The 19,940-nt window shown below is 69.3% G+C and carries 13 protein-coding genes; 12 read left to right on the top strand and 1 reads right to left on the bottom strand.

Going from position 1 to position 19,940, the window contains the following annotated elements; all coding sequences use genetic code 11:
- Nucleotides 1-187 precede the first annotated feature (187 nt).
- A complete protein-coding gene (locus O7597_RS25995) occupies nucleotides 188-3,190 on the top strand; it encodes a glycoside hydrolase family 95 protein (protein ID WP_281581012.1) in 3,003 nt (1,000 codons plus the stop codon).
- 187 nt (nucleotides 3,191-3,377) lie between these two features.
- Here O7597_RS25995 and O7597_RS26000 read toward each other — a convergent pair whose 3' ends face one another.
- Nucleotides 3,378-4,688, bottom strand: a complete 1,311-nt coding sequence (locus tag O7597_RS26000) for a hypothetical protein (protein WP_281581013.1) — start codon at nucleotides 4,686-4,688, stop codon at nucleotides 3,378-3,380.
- 481 nt (nucleotides 4,689-5,169) lie between these two features.
- Between O7597_RS26000 and chvE the strand changes: the two genes are divergently transcribed.
- The 11 genes from chvE to araA all read left to right on the top strand — a co-directional run bounded on the left by chvE (nucleotide 5,170) and on the right by araA (nucleotide 19,572).
- Complete coding sequence (gene chvE / locus O7597_RS26005; protein WP_269741314.1) at nucleotides 5,170-6,300, top strand: multiple monosaccharide ABC transporter substrate-binding protein; 1,131 nt, start codon at nucleotides 5,170-5,172, stop codon at nucleotides 6,298-6,300.
- Nucleotides 6,301-6,381: 81 nt separating this feature from the next.
- Complete coding sequence (mmsA, locus tag O7597_RS26010) at nucleotides 6,382-7,929, top strand: multiple monosaccharide ABC transporter ATP-binding protein (protein WP_281581014.1); 1,548 nt, start codon at nucleotides 6,382-6,384, stop codon at nucleotides 7,927-7,929.
- Nucleotides 7,926-9,173 carry a multiple monosaccharide ABC transporter permease gene (gene mmsB, locus O7597_RS26015; protein ID WP_269741316.1) on the top strand — a complete coding sequence of 416 codons (1,248 nt, stop codon included), beginning with the start codon at nucleotides 7,926-7,928 and terminating at the stop codon, nucleotides 9,171-9,173. Before mmsA ends, mmsB begins: the two co-directional genes overlap by 4 nt.
- A 111-nt stretch (nucleotides 9,174-9,284) precedes the next feature.
- Entirely contained in the window at nucleotides 9,285-10,580 is a 1,296-nt protein-coding gene (locus O7597_RS26020; RefSeq protein WP_281581015.1) for an ROK family transcriptional regulator, read from the top strand.
- Nucleotides 10,581-10,698: 118 nt separating this feature from the next.
- Entirely contained in the window at nucleotides 10,699-12,369 is a 1,671-nt protein-coding gene (araB, locus tag O7597_RS26025; RefSeq protein ID WP_281581016.1) for a ribulokinase, read from the top strand.
- Nucleotides 12,366-13,058 (top strand): L-ribulose-5-phosphate 4-epimerase, encoded by a 693-nt coding sequence (locus tag O7597_RS26030; protein ID WP_281581017.1) that lies wholly within the window; start codon nucleotides 12,366-12,368, stop codon nucleotides 13,056-13,058. The genes araB and O7597_RS26030 overlap by 4 nt, the downstream gene beginning before the upstream one ends.
- Before the next feature lie 131 nt (nucleotides 13,059-13,189).
- Nucleotides 13,190-14,188 carry an ABC transporter substrate-binding protein gene (locus O7597_RS26035; RefSeq protein ID WP_269742738.1) on the top strand — a complete coding sequence of 333 codons (999 nt, stop codon included), beginning with the start codon at nucleotides 13,190-13,192 and terminating at the stop codon, nucleotides 14,186-14,188.
- 179 nt (nucleotides 14,189-14,367) lie between these two features.
- Complete coding sequence (locus O7597_RS26040) at nucleotides 14,368-15,909, top strand: sugar ABC transporter ATP-binding protein (RefSeq protein ID WP_281581018.1); 1,542 nt, start codon at nucleotides 14,368-14,370, stop codon at nucleotides 15,907-15,909.
- Nucleotides 15,906-16,979 (top strand): ABC transporter permease, encoded by a 1,074-nt coding sequence (locus O7597_RS26045; RefSeq protein ID WP_281581019.1) that lies wholly within the window; start codon nucleotides 15,906-15,908, stop codon nucleotides 16,977-16,979. Before O7597_RS26040 ends, O7597_RS26045 begins: the two co-directional genes overlap by 4 nt.
- A 76-nt stretch (nucleotides 16,980-17,055) precedes the next feature.
- Nucleotides 17,056-18,042, top strand: a complete 987-nt coding sequence (yjfF, locus tag O7597_RS26050) for a galactofuranose ABC transporter, permease protein YjfF (protein ID WP_164447105.1) — start codon at nucleotides 17,056-17,058, stop codon at nucleotides 18,040-18,042.
- Nucleotides 18,043-18,069: 27 nt separating this feature from the next.
- On the top strand, nucleotides 18,070-19,572 hold the full coding sequence (gene araA / locus O7597_RS26055; protein ID WP_269741323.1) for an L-arabinose isomerase: 1,503 nt from the start codon (nucleotides 18,070-18,072) through the stop codon (nucleotides 19,570-19,572).
- The last annotated feature ends 368 nt before the right edge of the window (nucleotides 19,573-19,940 follow it).

Below are 19,940 nucleotides of genomic sequence, written 5' to 3' on the forward strand. Positions count from 1 at the left end.
CATATAACGCCTGTTAGAGGCACGTTATCTGGTCGGCGGAAGAGGCGCCGAGGGATTGAATCGACCGTTGCCTATTGCGCTGCCCGGCGATAACATTCGCGAAACACATCAGACGTATGAGCCGTTCTGGGCCTGCCGGCGATCAGTGAGGCTTCGCCTGGCCGGATCGGTCACGGTTGGAGGATCGATGTCAGACCTGACTCGACGGCAGGCTCTCAAGATCGGCGCGGCGGGTGCCGGTGGCGCCCTGCTACCGCTGCCGTGGACCGCCGTGGCCCGGGCGGACTCGGCGGCACCGCCGCAGGTGCTGGCCGCCGGTGACCTGGCGCTCTGGTACGACGAGGCCGCCGGCACCGACTGGCTGCGGGCACTGCCGATCGGCAACGGCCGCCTCGGCGCCATGGTCTTCGGCAACGTCGACGCGGAACGGCTGCAGCTCAACGAGGACACCGTCTGGGCCGGCGGACCGCACGACCCGAGCAACCCCCGTGGGCTGGGCGCGCTGGCCGAGATCCGGCGCCTGGTGTTCGCCAACCAGTGGAGCCAGGCGCAGAACCTGATCAACCAGAACATGCTCGGCAATCCGGTCGGGCAGTTGGCGTACCAGACCGTCGGCAACCTCCGGCTGAGCTTCCCGACCTCCGGCGGGGCGTCGCAGTACAACCGGCACCTGGACCTGACCACCGCGACGACGAGCGTGTCGTACGTGATGGACGGCGTGCGGTACCAGCGGGAGACCTTCGCCAGCGCACCGGACCAGATCATCGCGATGCGGCTGAGCGCCGACCGGACCGGCTCGATCACCTTCACCGCCACGTTCGACAGCCCGCAGCGGACCTCCGTCTCCAGCCCGGACGGCACCACCATCGCCCTGGACGGCGTCTCCGGCAACCAGGAGGGCGTCAACGGCGCGGTGCGCTTCCTGGCGCTGGCCAACGCCACCGTCAGCGGCGGCACCGTGAGCAGTTCCGGTGGCACGTTGCGGGTCACCGGCGCCACGAGCGTGACCCTGCTGGTCTCGATCGGCTCCAGTTACGTCAACTACCGCAACGTCGGCGGCGACTACCAGGGCATCGCGCGGCGTCACCTCACCGCCGCGCGCGCCAGCAGCTACGACCAGCTGCGCGGTCGGCACGTCGCCGACTACCAGGCGCTGTTCGGGCGGGTCAGCCTCGACCTGGGCCGTACCTCCGCCGCGGACCAACCGACCGACGTGCGGATCGCGCAGCACAACAGCGTCAACGATCCGCAGTTCTCCGCACTGCTGTTCCAGTTCGGGCGGTACCTGCTGATCTCGTCCTCCCGGCCGGGCACCCAGCCGGCAAATCTCCAGGGCATCTGGAACGACTCGCTGACCCCGGCCTGGGACTCGAAGTACACCATCAACGCCAACCTGCCGATGAACTACTGGCCGGCCAACACCACGAACCTGTCCGAGTGCCACGAGCCGGTCTTCGACATGGTCCGGGATCTCGCGGTGGCCGGGGCCCGCACCGCCCAGGTGCAGTACGGTGCCGGCGGCTGGGTCACCCACCACAACACCGACGCGTGGCGGGCCACCTCGGTGGTCGACGGGGCGTTCTGGGGCATGTGGCAGACCGGCGGCGCCTGGCTGGCCACCCTGATCTGGGACCACTACCTGTTCACCGGGGACGTCGAGTTCCTCCGGGCGAACTATCCGGCGATGAAGGGCGCGGCGCAGTTCTTCCTCGACACCCTGGTGACCGAGCCGAGCCTCGGCTACCTGGTGACCAACCCGTCGAACTCGCCGGAGATCGGCCACCACGCCGACGCGAGCGTGTGCGCGGGGCCCACGATGGACAACCAGATCCTGCGGGATCTCTTCGACGGATGCGCCCGGGCCAGCGAGATCCTCAACACCGACGCCACCTTCCGGGCGCAGGTCCGGGCGACCCGGGACCGGCTCGCGCCGAACCGCATCGGGTCGCGCGGCAACATCATGGAGTGGCTCTACGACTGGGTCGAGACCGAGCGGAACCACCGTCACATCTCGCACCTCTACGGACTGGCACCCAGCAACCAGATCACCCGGCGCGGCACCCCCCAGTTGTTCGAGGCGGCCCGGCGCACCCTGGAGATCCGGGGCGACGACGGCACCGGCTGGTCGCTCGCCTGGAAAATCAACTTCTGGGCCCGGATGGAGGAGGGCAACCGGGCCCATGACCTGATCCGCTTCCTGGCCACCCCGGCCCGGCTCGCGCCGAACATGTTCGACCTGCACCCGCCGTTCCAGATCGACGGCAACTTCGGCGCCACCGCCGGCATCGCGGAGATGCTGCTGCACAGCCACGTCGGTGAACTGCACATCCTGCCGGCGCTGCCGGCGGCCTGGCCCAGCGGACGGGTCACCGGACTGCGTGGCCGGGGCGGTCACACCGTCGGCATCACCTGGAGCAACGGCCAGGCCACCGAGATCCTGGTCCGGCCGGACCGGGCCGGCACCGTCCGGCTGCGGGGTCGGATGTTCACCGGCAACCACACCGTGGTCGACGCCGCCGACGGCACCGCGGCCCGGACCACGAAGGTCGAGAACGACCTGATCGAGGTGACCGTGGCGGCCGGACGCACCTACCGGGCCACCGGGTCGGGCGGCACGCCGACCGCGCCGCCGCTGGAGCAGAGCTTCACCAACGTCAGTACCACGAACGACAACAACACCGGCGCCGGAAACTTCGACGGCAACGGTGCCACCCTCTCCGCGCAGGCACTGGCCCAGGCCGGGGTCACGCCCGGCAGCACGGTCAGCCGCAACGGGGTCACCTTCCGGTGGCCGAACGTGGCGCCGGGCGGTGCGGACAACGCCGTCGCCTCCGGGCAGTCGGTCGGTCTGACCGGCACCGGCCGGACGCTCGGCTTCCTCGCCACCGGCACCTACGGGGCCGTGTCGGGCACGGCCGCGGTGGTCTACGCCGACGGCACCCGGCAGACGTTCACCCTCAGCACCCCCGACTGGTACGGCGGCCCGCACGCCGGTGGCACCGCCGCCGTCGTGATGGCGTACCAGAACCGGCCCGGCAACCAGCGGCACAACACCGCCGCGTGCGTCTACTACGTCGGGGTGGCGTTGCAGAACAAGCCGGTGGCCCGGGTGGAGCTGCCGAACATCAGCGCACGTCCGGCGGCGAACGTGCCGACGATGCACATCTTCGCCATCGCGATCGGCGGCTGACAGTCGAGGCGGATCTCCCGGGCCGCCGCCGACAGCTCCAGCGAACCCGTCCCGAAGGCTCGCCGGCCCCGACACTCCTGTCGCGGCCGGCGAGCCGGCGCGGCGGCCAGGAACGTGCCCCGGGTCGCCGCCGGGACCTGGCCGCGACACCGCCGACGTTCCTGGCCGCCGCACTAGCCGGCCGTGCTCACTTTCGCTGGGCCAGCAGCCACTGCAGGATGCTCTGGTCGTCGTACGTCGGGCCGTAGGCCGCGTGGTGGTCGGGCAGCGTGAACGCCTCGTTGCTGTACTCGGTGTAGTGCAGCAACTCGGCGATCTGCGCTGACGACAGGCCCCGCGCCTCGTACGCCGACCGCAGCGCCGCGCGGGAGTTGCGGGCCAGCGAGATGTTCAGCAGGTGGTCGTTGACGCCGTGGGTGATCCACAGCGGGATCTCGGCGGCGGCGATGGCCGTCGCCTGGCCGGCGCTGACCTGGAATCCACCGGTGACCAGGCCGGCGGTGAACAGGTCGGGACGCTTGGCGAACGCCTCCCACAGCAGCCGCGAGCCGTACGAGACGGTGGTGGCGTACACCCGCTCGGTGTCCACCGCGTGGTCCTTGCTGAACTGCTCGACCAGCTTGACCAGCAACTCCGCCTCGGCCACGTCGCCGACCCGCTGGTGCTGCGGAGCGAGCACGATGACGTCCTCCCGGCTGCCGGTGACGCTCGGCTGGAGCCAGGCCGTCGCCGGGATGTCGGCGGCGATCTGTACGCCCGTGTTGTCGCCGTCCCAGCCCATGCCGTGCCCGGGCAGCACGACCATGAGCGGGTACTTCCGGCCAGGCTGGTAGTTCTTCGGCAGGTGGTAGTGGTACGGCAGCACCATGCCGCCACTGAGGTACGAGCCGTAGCGGAACTGGTCGACGAGCAGGTTCACCGGTGCCTCCGTGACACCGTGCGAGGTACCCGGTGAGCCCTTGGCCAGCACCGGCCCGGCACCCTTGCCCCTGCCCGGTTGGGCGTGCACGTCCTTGCGCTGGGTCACCCGGGTCGGCAGCTCCGGGTTGACCTTCACCGTGCACAGGAAGGTCGGGCACTTGGAGACGATGACCGTCCAACCGGCGTTCTGGTCGGGGTCCAACTCGACGATGACGTACCTGCCGGGTACGGACCGACGGTCGGCGCGGACGGTGGCGGTGCTGTTGGTGTAGGTGTGGGTGATGGTCCGCGCGGTCAGTTTGGGCAGGTCCTCGATGGGGTTGAAGCGGAAGTTGTAGCTGGTGTCGGAGACCGCGAAGGTCGAGTTGTCGAGCTTGCGGGGGTTGACCGTGGCGCCGTACTCGACGGCTACGGCGGAGACCTTCTGGCCGTAGGTGTAGACCGTGGTGATGGGGGTGACGCTGCGGATGCCACCGCTGCCGCCGCCGTGGTCCCTGGTCGCGGCGTAGGCGGCGGTGCCGGACGTGGCGAGCAGCAGCACCGCGGTGACGGAGACGAGCGTCCTGCGCAGTCTCATCGGCCCTCCTCGTTGGACGCGTCCGTCTGGTCCGGCTACGTGCCGGAGCGGCTCGGTCGAACTCCGAAACAGCGGGCGCTAAACTGATTTAGCAGAGCATCGGTGTCGGCCCGGCCCGTGTCAAGGCCACCTTGGTAACGACGTCGAAACCGAGTGTTCACATCGAGGCTGCGTCGAGGTGTGCCGATCGTCGAATCGTCGCGTGTGGACGCGGGGGTGTCCGTCGGGCCTGGCTTGCCGTATTCTCTGACGTCGATGATCGCCGCCGCCCGGCCCGGGCGACCTCCCGGTCGCCCCTCGTGATCAGTGCCTTGACCTGCGACGACTCGGTCGGATGGATGAGCGCGGCGTTCGTTACGAGACCGTGACCGCGGGATTTCGAACCAGGTGTTGACCTAGGCATTGTGAGCGCTAACACTTGGGCCCCAAGTGCGACCCGCGCAGCCGGTGCGACGGCGCGAGTTCCAGATTGGGGAAGCCAGTGAACAGACGAGTCCTGGCCGCTCTCGGTAGCGCCGTCCTGGCGCTGAGCATGGCGGCCTGTAGCGGCGACGGTGCCGGCAGCGGCGGAAACGACAGCGACCAGCCCGGCGACCTGACCATCGGCGTCTCGATGCCGACCCAGACCTCCGAGCGGTGGATCGCGGACGGCAACTCCGTCAAGGAGAAGCTCGAAGCCAAGGGCTACCAGGTCGACCTCCAGTACGCCGGTGACGACATCCCCACCCAGTCCCAGCAGGTGGACCAGATGATCACTCGGGGTGCCGACGTGCTCATCATCGCGGCGATCGACGGCACGGCGCTGAGCGGGCAGTTGCAGGCGGCGGCCGACGCGGACATCCCGGTCATCGCCTACGACCGGCTGATCCGGGACAGCCCGAACGTCGACTTCTACGTCAGCTTCGACAACTACAAGGTCGGCGTCGCCCAGGCGACCGCCCTGCTGGTCGGCCTCGGCGTGCAGACCAAGGACGGCGCGAAGGGTGAGGCGAAGGGCCCGTTCAACATCGAGTTGTTCGCCGGGTCGCTCGACGACAACAACGCCCACTTCTTCTTCGACGGTGCGATGGACACGCTGAAGCCGTTCATCGACGACGGCACCCTGAAGGTGACCTCCGGGCAGACCAGCATCGAGCAGGTGGCGATCCTGCGGTGGCAGCAGGAGGCCGCGCAGAAGCGGATGGAGGACCTGCTGACCTCCAGCTACAACAGCGGCACCAAGGTCGACGGCGTGCTGTCGCCGTACGACGGGCTGTCCCGGGGCATCATCACCGCCCTGCAGAACGCCGGCTACAAGGGGGCGGACTTCCCGGTGGTGACCGGTCAGGACGCCGAGATCGCCTCGGTGAAGCTGATCGACGACGGGGTGCAGAGCTCCACCATCTTCAAGGACACCCGACTGCTGGCCGAGCAGGCCGTCATCGCCGCCGAGGCGTTCCTGACCGACAAGGCGCCGGAGGCCAACGACACCGAGACGTACAACAACGGCGTCAAGGTCGTCCCGTCGTACCTGCTGCCGGTCCAGACGGTGTACAAGGACGACATCAAGCCGGTCCTGATCGACTCGGGCTACTTCACCGCCGAGGAGGTCGCCGCCGGCCAGGCCGGCTGACGGCACCGCCGGGCTCGGTGGCGGCGACCGCCGCCGAGCCCGGCGACACCCCTGACACCCACGACGATCTGGAGGCTCAGGATGGTGGGCACGGACGACAACATCCTCGAGATGCGTCGCATCACCAAGACCTTCCCGGGCGTGGCGGCGCTCCAGGACGTCACCCTCGCCGTACGCCGTGGGGAGATCCACGCCATCTGCGGCGAGAACGGCGCCGGCAAGTCCACCCTGATGAAGGTGCTCTCCGGGGTCTACCCCTCGGGCAGCTACGACGGCGAGATCCTCCTCGACGGCGAACCGGTGCACTTCAAGAGCATCCGGGACAGCGAGCACCGAGGCATCGTCATCATCCACCAGGAACTCGCCCTGGTGCCGTACCTGTCGATCGCCGAGAACATCTTCCTCGGCAACGAGCAGCGCGGGCCCGGCGGGCTGATCGACTGGAACCGCACCAACGCCGAGGCGGCGAAACTGCTCGCCTCGGTGGGGCTGGCCGAGAATCCGATGACGCCGGTGGTGCAACTCGGCGTCGGCAAGCAGCAGCTGGTCGAGATCGCCAAGGCCATCTCCAAGAAGGTGCGGCTGCTCATCCTCGACGAGCCGACCGCCGCCCTCAACGACATCGACTCGGCCCACCTGCTCGACCTGATGCGCCGCCTGCGCGACGAGGGCATCACCTGCATCATGATCTCGCACAAGCTCAACGAGATCACCTCGATCGCCGACTCCACCACCGTGCTGCGGGACGGGCGGACGGTGGAGCGGCTCGAGATGACCTCCGGCGAGGTGACCCAGGAACGGATCATCCGGGGGATGGTCGGCCGCGACATCGACAGCTTCTACCCCGACCGGGTCTCCACGCCGGGGGAGGAGGTGTTGCGCATCGAGGACTGGTCGGTGCGCCACCCGGCCCAGGACCGGCTGGTCGTCGACGGCGCGAACCTCAACGTGCGCGCCGGCGAGGTCGTCGGCATCGCCGGCCTGATGGGCGCCGGTCGGACGGAACTGGCGATGAGTGTCTTCGGGCGCTCGTACGGTCGGGACATCACCGGTCGACTGTTCGTGCACGGTCGGGAGGTCAGGGCGCGCACCGTCGCGGAGGCCATCCGCAACGGCATCGCGTACGCGACGGAAGACCGCAAGCGCTTCGGCCTGAACCTCATCGAGGACATCCGGCGCAACGTCTCGGCCGCCGGGCTGCGCCGGCTCGCCCGGCTCGGCTGGGTGAACGACAACGAGGAGATCAAGGTCGCCGAGTCCAGTCGGCGCGACATGAACATCAAGGCGCCGAGCGTGATGTCGGTCGTGGGCAAGCTCTCCGGCGGCAACCAGCAGAAGGTCGTGCTGTCGAAGTGGCTGTTCACCGACCCGGAGGTGCTGATCCTGGACGAGCCGACCCGGGGGATCGACGTCGGGGCGAAGTTCGAGATCTACACGATCATCAACCGGTTGGTGGCCGACGGCAAGGCCGTCATCATGATCTCGTCGGAACTGCCGGAGCTGCTCGGCATGTGTGACCGCATCTACACGCTGTCGGCCGGGCGCATCACCGGCGAGGTGCCGGTCGCCGAGGCGACCCAGGAAAAGCTCATGGAACTCATGGCGAAGGACAAGGAAAGCGTCGGATGACCAGCACCAAGCCCACCTCGACCGACCGGAAGTCGGCCGAGAGCGCTTCCGCCGCCGCACTGCACGTCGGCACCAGCGACCCACGTTCGCTGATCATGAACAACCTGCGGCAGAGCGGCATCTTCGTCGCCCTCGTCGTCATCGTCGCCCTGTTCGCGTTCCTGACCGACGGTCTGTCGCTGAGCCCGGGCAACATCACCAACATCGTGCTGCAGTACTCCTACATCCTGGTGCTCGCCATCGGCATGGTCATCGTGATCATCGGCGGGCACATCGACCTCTCGGTCGGCTCGGTGGTGGCGCTGACCGGCGCGGTCTCCGCCGTGGTCGTCATCCGGCAGGGACAACCGTGGTGGGTCGGTGTGCTGGCCGCCCTGGTGGTCGGGATCGCGGTCGGCGCCTGGCACGGCTTCTGGGTGGCCTACGTCGGCATCCCGGCCTTCATCGTGACCCTCGCCGGCATGCTGCTGTTCCGTGGCCTCACCCTGCGGGTGCTGGACAACATCTCGCTGTCGCCGTTCCCGGCCGAGTACAACCGGATCGCGGCCGGATTCCTCAACGGACTCATCGGTGGGGACGGCTACGACGCCTTCACCCTGCTCATCGGTGGCATCGCGGTGGCCGGCTACGTGGTCAGTTGCTTCCGCACCCGGGCGGCCCGCGTCCGCTACCAGCAGCCCGTCGAGTCCTTCGCGTTGTTCGTCGCGCGGATGGCGCTGGTCGGTGCCGTGGTCATGTGGTTCGCCTGGCAACTGGCCCACGCGCGTGGCCTGCCGATCGTGCTGATCATCCTGGCCGCCCTGGTGCTCGTCTACGGGCTGCTCACCCGGCGTACGGTCTTCGGCCGGCAGGTCTACGCGATCGGTGGCAATCTGTCCGCGGCGATGCTGTCCGGGGTCAAGGTGCGCACCGTGAACTTCTGGATCTTCGTGAACATGGGCTTCCTGTCCGCGGTGGCCGGCATCATCTTCTCCTCCCGTTCCAACGGGGCGCAGCCCGCGGCGGGCAACATGTTCGAACTCGACGCGATCGCGGCGGCGTTCATCGGCGGTGCGGCGGTCACCGGTGGCGTCGGTACCGTCGTCGGCGCCATGGTGGGCGGGCTCATCATGGCGGTGATGAGCAACGGGATGCAGCTCATGGGGGTGGACCAGTCGTTGCAGTCGGTGGTCAAGGGCCTCGTGCTGCTGGTCGCCGTGGCCTTCGACGTCTACAACAAGCGCCGCGCCGGTGCCAGCCGCTGAGCGAGGCGTCGGCGCCGGGGCTGGTATCGACGCTTGACGTCGACTCACCGCGCGGAAACACTTCGTCGGGTCAGCTCCGCGTCGCCCGGAGCTGACCTTGCGGAGGTCGGATTGGTCCAGGAGGAGATCCGCCGGCGCAACGCCGGCACGCTGTTGCGGCAGGTGCATCTGCGTGGCCCGCTGTCCCGGGTCGAGCTGGGCGAACGGATGGGCCTGAACCGCAGCACCATCATGGCGCTGACCACCGAGCTGAGCCGAGCCGGTCTCGTCGACGAGCGGTCGCCGGTGGACACCGGCCGTGCCGGGCGCCCGTCCCTGGTGGTGCGACCGGCCGCCGAGCGCTGCTACGTCCTGGCCTTCGACGTCGCCGTGGACCGGTTGGTCGCCGCCCGGGTCGGACTCGGCGGGATGATCCTGGACCGGCGGGAGGCGGTGCGTCCGCGCGCCGGGCCGGACCTGCACGACGTGGTAGCGGTCCTCGCCCGCTTCGGGCGGCAACTGCACCGGGCGGCACCGCCCGACGCCCGCTGCGTCGGCGTCGGCGCGTCGTACTGCGGCATGATCCGGCCGGGCGACGGGATGGTGCGGTACGGGCCCGACCTCGGCTGGGTCGACCAGGCGTTCGGCGACGAACTCGGCCGCCGGCTCGAACTCGGCCTGCCGGTGGCGGTGGGCAACGAGGCCCACCTCGGAGCCCAGGCGGAGCAGCAGCGTGGTGCGGGTGTCGGCCTCGACGATCTCGTGTACCTGCACGGCGACGTGGGCGTCGGTGGCGGCATCGTCGTCGGTGGGCGGCTGCTGGGTGGCGACAGCGGCTACGGCTGCGAGTTGGGGCACATGGTGGTCAATCCGTACGACGGACGGCCCTGCGGTTGTGGCTCGTCCGGTTGCCTGGAGGCGGAGGTCGGGGAGCGGGCGCTGCTCGACGCCGCCGGTCGGCCCGCCGAGTTGTTCGGGCGCGACGCCGTCCGGACGGTGGCCGACGATGCCGACCGTGGCGATCCGGCGGCGCGGGAGGCGCTGCGCCGGATCGGCGACTGGCTCGGCATCGGGGTGGCGAACCTCGTCAACCTGTTCAATCCCGGCATGGTGGTCTTCGGCGGGATGCTGTGCGACCTCTATCCGGGGGCCGCCGCGCAGGTGCGCGCCCGCATCGCTCGTCACGTGCTGCCGGTGGCCCGGGAGACGGTACGGCTGCGTACCGCGGCCCTCGGCGACGACGCCACCCTGGTCGGCGCGGCGGAGCTCGGTTTCGCCCGGTTGCTCGACGATCCGCTGGCGGTGTTCACCGAAGCGGTGCCGTCGACCGTCGGGGCCCGGCCGGCGAAGGGTTCGCGGGGGTGCCCGGAGACGAGCGCACGGGCGGTCGGCACCGGAATCGCGGTCGATGCGGTGGCAGCGGGGTAGCCGACCGGGGGGTGGGCCTGCGACCATGCAGTCCGTTACGGAGCTGTTGCCGGGAGGTGTCTTGACGACATCGGATGTGAGCGTTAACACTGAGGTCCGTCATCGGCCGGAGGTGAAGATGAGCGGTGTGGCAGCGGGCGACAAGTACGTCGTCGGCGTCGACTACGGCACCCTGTCGGGGCGGGCTCTGGTGGTCCGCGTCCGCGACGGTGCCGAGCTGGGAACCGCGGTGAACGAGTACCGCAACGCGGTGATCAGCTCCGCGCTGCCGGACGGAGGTACGCCGCTGCCGCCGGACTGGGCGTTGCAGGATCCGGAGGACTACCGCGAGGTGCTGCGCCACGCGGTGCCGGCGGCCGTGGCCGCGGCCGGGGTCGACCCGGTCGACGTGGTGGGCATCGGCATCGACTTCACCGCCTGCACCGTGCTGCCGACGCTGGCCGACGGCACGCCGTTGTGCGAGGTGCCGGAGCTGCGGCAGCGACCGCACGCCTGGGTGAAGCTCTGGAAGCACCACGCCGCCCAGCCGCACGCCGACCGGATCAACGCCCTGGCCCACGAGCGTCGCGAGCCCTGGATCGGTCGCTACGGCGGCAAGATCTCGGCGGAGTGGCAGTTCGCCAAGGGCCTGCAGATCCTGGAGGAGGATCCGGAGGTCTACCACCGGGCGGAGCGGTTCATCGAGGCGGCGGACTGGATCGTCTGGCAGTTGTGCGGCGTCGAGACCCGCAACGTCTGCACCGCCGGCTACAAGGGCATCCGCCAGGACGGCAGCTACCCGTCGGCGGACTACCTCACCGCGCTCAACCCCGGTTTCGGTGACTTCGTGGCCAAACTGGACGGCCCGTTGCTGCCGCTCGCCGAGCGGGCCGGCGGGCTCACCGCTCGCGCCGCGGCCTGGACCGGGCTGCCGGAGGGGATCGCCGTCGCGGTCGGCAACGTCGACGCGCACGTGACCGCGGCCGCCGCCCAGGCGCTCGACCCGGGCCGGCTGGTGGCGATCATGGGAACGTCGACCTGCCACGTGGTCAACGGCACCCACCCCGCGGAGGTGGCCGGGATGTGCGGGGTGGTCGACGGTGGCATCAGCTCCGGTGCGTGGGGCTACGAGGCCGGGCAGAGCGGTGTCGGCGACATCTTCGGCTGGTTCGTCAAGCACGCCGCCCCGGCCGGCGTCGACTCGCACGAGCGACTCACCGAGCTGGCCGCCGCGCAGCCCGTCGGCGCGCACGGTCTGGTCGCGCTGGACTGGTGGAACGGCAACCGGTCGCTGCTGGTCAACCACGACCTCAGCGGGCTGATCGTCGGGCTGACCCTGGCGACCCGCCCGGAGGACGTCTACCGGGCCCTGCTGGAGGCGACGGCGTACGGCACCAGGATGATCATCGAGGCGTTCGTCGAGGCCGGTGTGCCGGTCGACGACCTGGTGATCGCCGGTGGCCTCACCTCGAACGAGCTGCTGATGCAGATCTACGCCGACGTCACGAACCGGCCACTGGGGATCATCGGCTCGGCGCAGGGGCCCGCGCTCGGCTCGGCGATCCACGCCGCCGTGGCCGCCGGCGCCCATCCCTCGATCCACGAGGCGTCGCGGGCGATGGGTCGGATCGCGGCGGCGGTCTACCGGCCGGATCCGGACCGGGTGCGCGCCTACGACGCGCTCTACGCCGAGTACCGGGCGCTGCACGACCACTTCGGTCGCGGCGCCAACGACGTGATGCTGCGGCTGCGGGCGATCCGCAACGCGGCAGTCGAGTCGGCGTCGTCGCCGCAGGAGGTGTTCGCGTGAACGTCGAGTTGAGCCGACAGATCAGCGAGTTGCGCGAGAGCGTGGCCCGGCTGCACGGGGAACTGACGCGGTACGGCCTGGTCGCCTGGACGGCCGGCAACGTCTCCGCCCGGGTCCCCGGTCACGACCTCATGGTGATCAAGCCGAGCGGTGTCGACTACGACGACCTGTCCGCCGACAACATGGTGCTCTGCGACCTCGACGGCATGCCGGTCGAGGGGGAGCTGTCGCCGTCGAGCGACACCGCGGCGCACGCCTATGTCTACCGCGCCATGCCCGAGGTGGGCGGCGTCGTGCACACCCACAGCACGTACGCCACCGCCTGGGCGGCGCGGGGCGAGTCGATCCCGTGCCACCTCACCGCGCAGGCTGACGAGTTCGGCGGGGAGATCCCGGTGGGCCCGTTCGCCCTGATCGGCGGCGACGACATCGGCAAGGGGATCGTCAGCACCCTCACCGGGCACCGCTCGCCCGCGGTGCTCATGCGCAACCACGGCGTCTTCACCATCGGGCGTACCGCCCGGGCCGCGGTCAAGGCCGCGGTGATGTGTGAGGACGTCGCCCGAACCGCGCACCTGACGCGTGCGCTCGGGCAACCGGTGCCGATGGCGCAGGCCGACATCGACGCCCTCTACGACCGCTACCAGAACGTCTACGGCCAACGTTCATCGCCTCCGGCGAATTCCTGACCGACCCGGTGATCCGGGTCGCCTGGCACCACCTGACACACAGATTCCGCACCACCAGCGCTGGCTGCTCGTGCACCTCCGCGGCCGGCGTGGACAACCGCACCCCCACCCGAGGAGATCCGATGAGGAACATGCGAATGCCCATGGCGCGTCGGCGCGCCATCGCGGTCGTCGCCGCCGTGCTGCTCGCCGGCGGCGTGGCGGCCTGCGGCAACAGCGACACCGGCGGCGGCAACGACGGCGGCGGCGACGACAAGCTCGTCCTGGGCTTCTCCCAGGTCGGCGCGGAGAGCGGCTGGCGTACGGCCAACACCAACTCCATCAAGGAGGCGGCGGCCGAGGCCGGCATCGAACTGAAGTTCGACGACGCGCAGCAGAAGCAGGAAAACCAGATCAAGGCCATCCGTAACTACATCCAGCAGAAGGTCGACGTGATCGCCTTCTCGCCGGTGGTGGAGTCGGGCTGGGACACGGTGCTCAAGGAGGCCAAGGACGCCGGCATCCCGGTCATCCTGACCGACCGCGCCGTGGACTCCGCCGACAAGTCGCTCTACAAGACCTTCCTCGGCTCGGACTTCGTCAAGGAGGGCCGGCTCTCCGGCGAGTGGCTGGTGGAGAACAAGAAGGACGCGACCGGCGACGTGAACATCGTCGAGTTGCAGGGCACCACCGGCTCCGCCCCGGCCAACGACCGGAAGAAGGGCTTCGCCGAGGCGATCGCGGCCGACCCCAAGCTGAAGGTCATCGCTTCCCAGTCCGGCGACTTCACCCGCGCGGGTGGCAAGCAGGTCATGGAGCAGTTCCTGAAGGCTCACCCGAAGATCGACGTGCTCTTCGCGCACAACGACGACATGGGTCTGGGTGCGCTGGAGGCGATCACCGCGGCGGGCAAGGAGCCGGGCAAGGACATCACCATCATCACCATCGACGCGGTCAAGGACGGCATGCAGGCCCTGGCCGACGGCAAGTTCAACTTCATCGCGGAGTGCAGCCCGCTGCTCGGCCCACAGCTGATGGACCTGGCCAAGAAGGTGCACGCCGGTGAGGAGGTGCCGCCGCGGATCGAGACCGAGGAGACCACCTTCACCCAGGAGCAGGCCAAGGAGGCCCTGCCCAACCGCAAGTACTGATGACGCACGGGGCCGCCGCACCGACGTGGCGGCCCCGCCGCGTCGCCCATTCCCGACGGACTGGGCGGCCGGCCCGACGTCCCGTGCCACGCCGCCCGACCGGCCCGCCGGCCGGCCGGGCGGCGTGCCGGTACAACTGGCCCTTCCGCATCGATGAAAAGTAGAAGAGGATCGATGGGATGACGGATAGTCGTCCGGTCCTGACAATGACCGGGATCAGCAAGTCCTTTCCCGGGGTGCGCGCACTCCACAACGTCGACTTCCGGCTCCTTCCCGGCGAGGTGCACGCCCTGATGGGCGAGAACGGCGCTGGCAAGTCCACCTTGATCAAGGTGTTGACCGGCGTGTACGGCATCGACGAGGGCACCGTCACCCTCGACGGCGAGCAGGTGGCCTTCACCGGACCGATGCAGGCCGCCGCCGCCGGGGTCAGCACGGTCTACCAGGAGGTCAACCTCTGCCCCAACCTGTCCGTGGCGGAGAACATCTTCATCGGCCGGGAGCCGCGCCGCTTCGGTGCTGTCCACTGGGGCGAGGTGCGGCGGCGGGCCCGCCAGCTGTTGGCCCGGCTGGACCTCGACATCGACGTCACCGCGCCGGTGGCGAGTTTCTCCCTGGCCGTGCAGCAGATGGTCGCGATCGCCCGGGCGATCGACGTGCAGGCCCGGGTACTGATCCTGGACGAACCGACGTCCAGTCTGGACGCCGGTGAGGTCGCGCAGCTGTTCCGGATCATGCGGCAGCTGCGGGACGAGGGCATCGCCATCCTCTTCGTGACCCACTTCCTCGATCAGGTCTACGGCATCGCCGACCGGATCACCGTGCTGCGGAACGGCGCGCTGGTGGGGGAGTACCCGATCGCCGAGCTGCCACAGTTGGCGCTGGTGGAGAAGATGATCGGCAAGGAACTCGACGTCCTCGAACTCATGGAGGAACACCCCCGGCAGACGGTGACGGCGACCGAGGGCGGTGCCCCGTTGGTCCAGGTGTCGAAGCTCGGCCGCCGGGGTGCGGTCGCTCCGTTCAGTCTGACCATCCACGCCGGTGAGGTGGTCGGCCTGGCCGGACTGCTCGGCTCCGGGCGTACCGAGGTGGCGCGGCTGTTGTTCGGCGCGGATCGGGCCGATCGTGGCGAGGTGCGGGTGGACGGCGCCCGGACCGGCCTGCGCAACCCGGTGCAGGCGATCGAACAGGGCATCGGCTTCTGCTCGGAGAACCGCCGGGCGGAGGGCATCATCGCCGACCTGTCGGTACGGGAGAACATGATCCTGGCCATGCAGGCCGCCCGGGGCTGGTTGCGTCCGATTCCCCGTCGTCGGCAGGACGAACTGGTCGACCGGTACATCAAGGCGTTGAGCATCCGTCCGGCCAACCCGGAGATGCCGGTGCGCAACCTCTCCGGCGGCAACCAGCAGAAGGTCCTGCTGGCCCGCTGGCTGATCACCGAGCCGCGGCTGCTCATCCTGGACGAGCCGACCCGGGGCATCGACATCGGCGCGAAGGCCGAGATCCAGAAGCTCGTGGTACAGCTCTCCGACGGCGGCATGGCGGTGCTGTTCATCTCCGCCGAGCTGGAGGAGGTACTGCGGCTGAGTCACCGGATCGTCGTGATGCGTGACCGACAACTGGTCGCGCAGCTCGACAACGACGACACTGTGGACGCCGACCGCGTCATGCAGACCATCGCCAGCGGAACCGAGCGTGAGGAGGCGAGCCGATGAGCGACGCCGGGAACCGCTTCCGTACCCTGCTCGGCCACCGGCTGTTCTGGCCGGTCGCCGTGCTCGTGGTCATGTTGGCGGCCAACACCGTCTACCGTCCGGGGTTCCTGGCCGTCGAGCTAAACAACGGTCACCTGTACGGCACCCCGATCGACATCCTGCGGTTGAGCGCACCGCTGATCCTGGTCGCACTGGGCATGACCCTGGTCATCTCCACCGGCGGTATCGACCTGTCGGTCGGCTCGGTGTGCGCGATCAGCGGAGCCATCGCCTGCCTCTACATCAGCCGGGCACCGGATCAGGACAACCTCGTCACCGTGCTGACCGCGCTCGCGATGGCGCTCGGGGTCGCGCTGGCGCTCGGCGCCTGGAACGGGGTCCTGGTCTCCGTCATCGGCATCCAGCCGATCATCGCCACGCTCATCCTGATGGTGGCCGGACGGGGCCTCGCACAGCTGATCGCCGAGGGTCAGATCATCACCATCAACTCCGGTCCGTACCGGGCGATCGGGCTGGGACACCTGTTGACCCTGCCCCTGGCGATCTTCATCGCGTTGGCCGCGGCCCTGCTGGTCGCGGCGTTCACCCGGCGCACCGCGCTCGGCATGATCGTCGAGTCGGTGGGCGGCAACCGGGAGGCCAGCCGGCTGGCGGGCATCCGGTCCGGTCGGGTCGTCTTCCTCGTCTACGTGGTGAGCGCCGCCTGCGCCGCGATCGCCGGGTTCATGATGACCGCCAACGTCTCCAGCGCCGACGGCAACAACACCGGCCTGTGGGTGGAGCTGGACGCGATCCTTGCCGTCGTCATCGGCGGCACCTCGCTGGCCGGCGGTCGGTTCTACCTCGGCGGCACGATCCTCGGTGCCCTGATCATCCAGACCCTCACCACCACGGTGTACGCCATGAACATCTCACCCCAGACCGCGCTGCTGTTCAAAGCGGTCGTCGTCATCGCCGTCTGCCTCATCCAGGCACCGGCCTTCCGGGCGAAGTTCCGCCGCCGACGGGCCGGGACACCACCGCCGCCCCAGTCGTCGCCGCAGCGGCAGAAGGAGCAGGTGCCGGCATGAGTGAGCGTCAGCGAGCGAATCGTCAGTGCAGGGTGTTGGTGCCTCATGGCGGCACGGAGCGCAGCGGAGTATCGGCATGACCAGTCTTCCGATCTCCGCTCCGAGTTGGGCCAAGCTGCCCCGGCGGCACATGCCGGTGCTGGCGACATTGACCCTGCTGCTGGTGATGTACGGCATCGGGGTGTCCCAGTACCGGGCGTTCTCCAACGTCCAGGTGGTCTTCAACGTCTTCATCGATAACGGTTTCCTGCTCGTCATCGCCGTCGGGATGACCTTCGTGATCCTCACCGGCGGCATCGACCTGTCGGTCGGTTCGGTGGCGGCGATGACCGCGATGGTCTCGGCGTGGTTGCTCCAGTCCGGCCTGCCCGCGCTGCCGGTGCTGGTGATCGCCCTGCTGATCGGGCCGACGCTCGGGTTCCTGATGGGCTGCGCGATCCACTTCTTCGACATCCAACCCTTCATCGTCACGCTGGCCGGGATGTTCTTCGCCCGGGGCATGTGCACGTTCATCAGCGACGCGTCGATTCCGATCACCGACGGGTTCTGGACCACGATGTCGCAGTACCGGATCGGCGATCCACGGGGCAACTTCGTCTCGATCAGCGTGCTTGTCGCGTTCGCGGTGGTGCTGATCGCCGCGTACGTGCTGGCGTACACGCGACTGGGGCGCAACGTCTACGCGATCGGCGGCAACCCGCAGTCGGCGCTGCTGATGGGGCTGCCGGTAGGCCGGACCCGGATCGCCGTCTACACGATCAGCGGCCTGTGCGCGGCGATCGGTGGGATCCTGCTGTCCTTCTACACGCTTTCCGGCGCCCCGCTGATCGCCATCGGAATGGAACTCGACGTGATCGCGGCCGTGGTCATCGGTGGCACGGTGCTCACCGGTGGCTCGGGGTACATCTTCGGCACGGTGCTCGGTGTGCTGGTACTCGGCGTGATCCAGACCCTGATCACCTTCGACGGCAGCCTCAACTCCTGGTGGACCAAGATCGTGATCGGAGGCCTGCTCTTCGCGTTCATCCTGCTCCAGCGCCTCATCGGCATCCGCTACAAGTGACCGCCCCTCTCGCGGAAGGCAACTCCCATGGCAACACACCCTGAACCTGAGGTCTGGTTCCTCACCGGAAGCCAGGCAATGTACGGCGAGGACACGCTCCGGCAGGTGGCCGACCAGTCCCGTCAGATCGCCGCTCTGCTCGACGAATCGCCGCACATTCCCGCCCGGGTGGTCTGGAAGCCGGTCCTGACCACCAGCGCCGACATCCTGCGGACCTGCCGGGATGCCGCGACGCAGGGGGCGGTCGGGGTGATCGCCTGGATGCACACCTTCTCGCCGGCGAAGATGTGGATCTCGGGCCTGGACGCGTTGCAGACGCCGCTGTTGCACCTGCACACCCAGGCCAACGTCCTACTGCCGTGGGACGAGATCGACATGGACTTCATGAACCTCAACCAGGCCGCGCACGGCGACCGGGAGTTCGGGTACATCCAGACCCGGCTCGGGGTGGCCCGCAAGACGGTCGCCGGGCACGTCTCCGATCCTCGCGTGGTCTCCCGCGTCGGCGCCTGGACCCGGGCGGCGATCGGCTGGTCGGCCATGCGCTCGCTGCGGCTGGCGCGATTCGGCGACAACATGCGCGACGTGGCCGTCACCGAGGGCGACAAGGTCGAGGCGGAGCTGCGTTTCGGCGTCTCGGTGAACACGTACGGGGTCAACGACCTGGTGCGGGTGGTCGACGAGGTGGCCGAGGCGCAGATCGACGATCTGGTCAAGGAGTACGACGACACCTTCCGAATGGCCGCCGAGCTGCGGCCGGGCGGTGAGCGGCACGACTCGCTGCGGTACGCCGCCCGGCTGGAACTGGGCCTGCGTACCTTCCTGGACGCCGGTGGCTTCCGCGCCTTCACCACCAACTTCGAGGACCTGGGCGGCCTGCGTCAGCTGCCCGGCATCGCGGTGCAGCGCCTCATGGCCGACGGCTACGGCTTCGGCGGTGAGGGGGACTGGAAGACCTCGGTGCTGGTGCACACCCTCAAGGCGATGGCGGTCGGCACCGAGGGTGGCACCTCGTTCATGGAGGACTACACCTACGACCTCACCCCGGGTGAGGAACTGGTGCTCGGCGCCCACATGCTCGAGGTGTGCCCGTCGATCGCCGGTGACGTGCCGAACGTGGAGATCCATCCGCTGAGCATCGGCGGTCGCGAGGATCCGGTCCGGCTGGTCTTCGACGCCGCGCCGGGGCCTGCGGTCGTGCTCGGCCTGGCGGACATGGGGGAGCGTTTCCGGCTGGTCGCGAACGAGGTCGACGTGGTGTCTCCGCCGCAGCCACTGCGCCGGTTGCCGGTCGCCCGGGCGGTCTGGCGGCCGCGGCCGCACCTGCCCGGCTCCGCCGAGGCGTGGATCACCGCCGGCGCCCCCCACCACACCGTGCTGTCCCAGGCGGTGGGCGTCGAGGAGCTGCACGACCTGGCCGAGATGAGCCGTACCGAACTCGTCGTCATCGACGCCGACACCGATCCCCGGCGGTTTGCCGACGAGCTGCGCTGGAATCAGGCGTACTACCGGCTCGCCCGGGGTTTCTGACGCCCTCCGACGCCGGCGTGGCGGACCGCCCACCGTGGCCCGTCCGCCATGCCGGCGGCTGCCCGCGCCCGCGCGTGGCAGGCGTCCCCGGCCGATGTGCCACCCCGTCGGCCGGGGACCGCGAGCAGCTCCCGCGAACGGCGCGCGAGTCCGGGACGTTACGTCTTGACGAAGGCCGTGTTATCGCTCACAGTCAATAGTGAAGGCGGACGATATCTGTGGCCGTCCGGGACGTGTCATGTCGCTGCACAACTGATGGTCACCTGATCTCTCCCTTGGGCAGAGCGGTCATGTTAGCGATCACAGAGGGCACCGCGGCGGCGACGGCGTAGGCCGCAGCCGGACCGCCCTGTTCGTTCTGCTCGCAT

It is taken from the genome of Verrucosispora sp. WMMC514 (genome assembly GCF_027497295.1).
Lineage (GTDB): Bacteria > Actinomycetota > Actinomycetes > Mycobacteriales > Micromonosporaceae > Micromonospora > Micromonospora palythoicola.

Coding starts and splice junctions, on each gene's coding strand:
- O7597_RS25995 (WP_281581012.1), top strand. CDS start 188: ATGTCAGACCTGACTCGACGGCAGGCTCTCAAGATCGGCGCGGCGGGT.
- O7597_RS26000 (WP_281581013.1), bottom strand. CDS start 4,688: ATGAGACTGCGCAGGACGCTCGTCTCCGTCACCGCGGTGCTGCTGCTC.
- mmsA (WP_281581014.1), top strand. CDS start 6,382: ATGGTGGGCACGGACGACAACATCCTCGAGATGCGTCGCATCACCAAG.
- mmsB (WP_269741316.1), top strand. CDS start 7,926: ATGACCAGCACCAAGCCCACCTCGACCGACCGGAAGTCGGCCGAGAGC.
- araB (WP_281581016.1), top strand. CDS start 10,699: ATGAGCGGTGTGGCAGCGGGCGACAAGTACGTCGTCGGCGTCGACTAC.
- O7597_RS26035 (WP_269742738.1), top strand. CDS start 13,190: ATGCGAATGCCCATGGCGCGTCGGCGCGCCATCGCGGTCGTCGCCGCC.
- O7597_RS26040 (WP_281581018.1), top strand. CDS start 14,368: ATGACGGATAGTCGTCCGGTCCTGACAATGACCGGGATCAGCAAGTCC.
- O7597_RS26045 (WP_281581019.1), top strand. CDS start 15,906: ATGAGCGACGCCGGGAACCGCTTCCGTACCCTGCTCGGCCACCGGCTG.
- yjfF (WP_164447105.1), top strand. CDS start 17,056: ATGACCAGTCTTCCGATCTCCGCTCCGAGTTGGGCCAAGCTGCCCCGG.
- araA (WP_269741323.1), top strand. CDS start 18,070: ATGGCAACACACCCTGAACCTGAGGTCTGGTTCCTCACCGGAAGCCAG.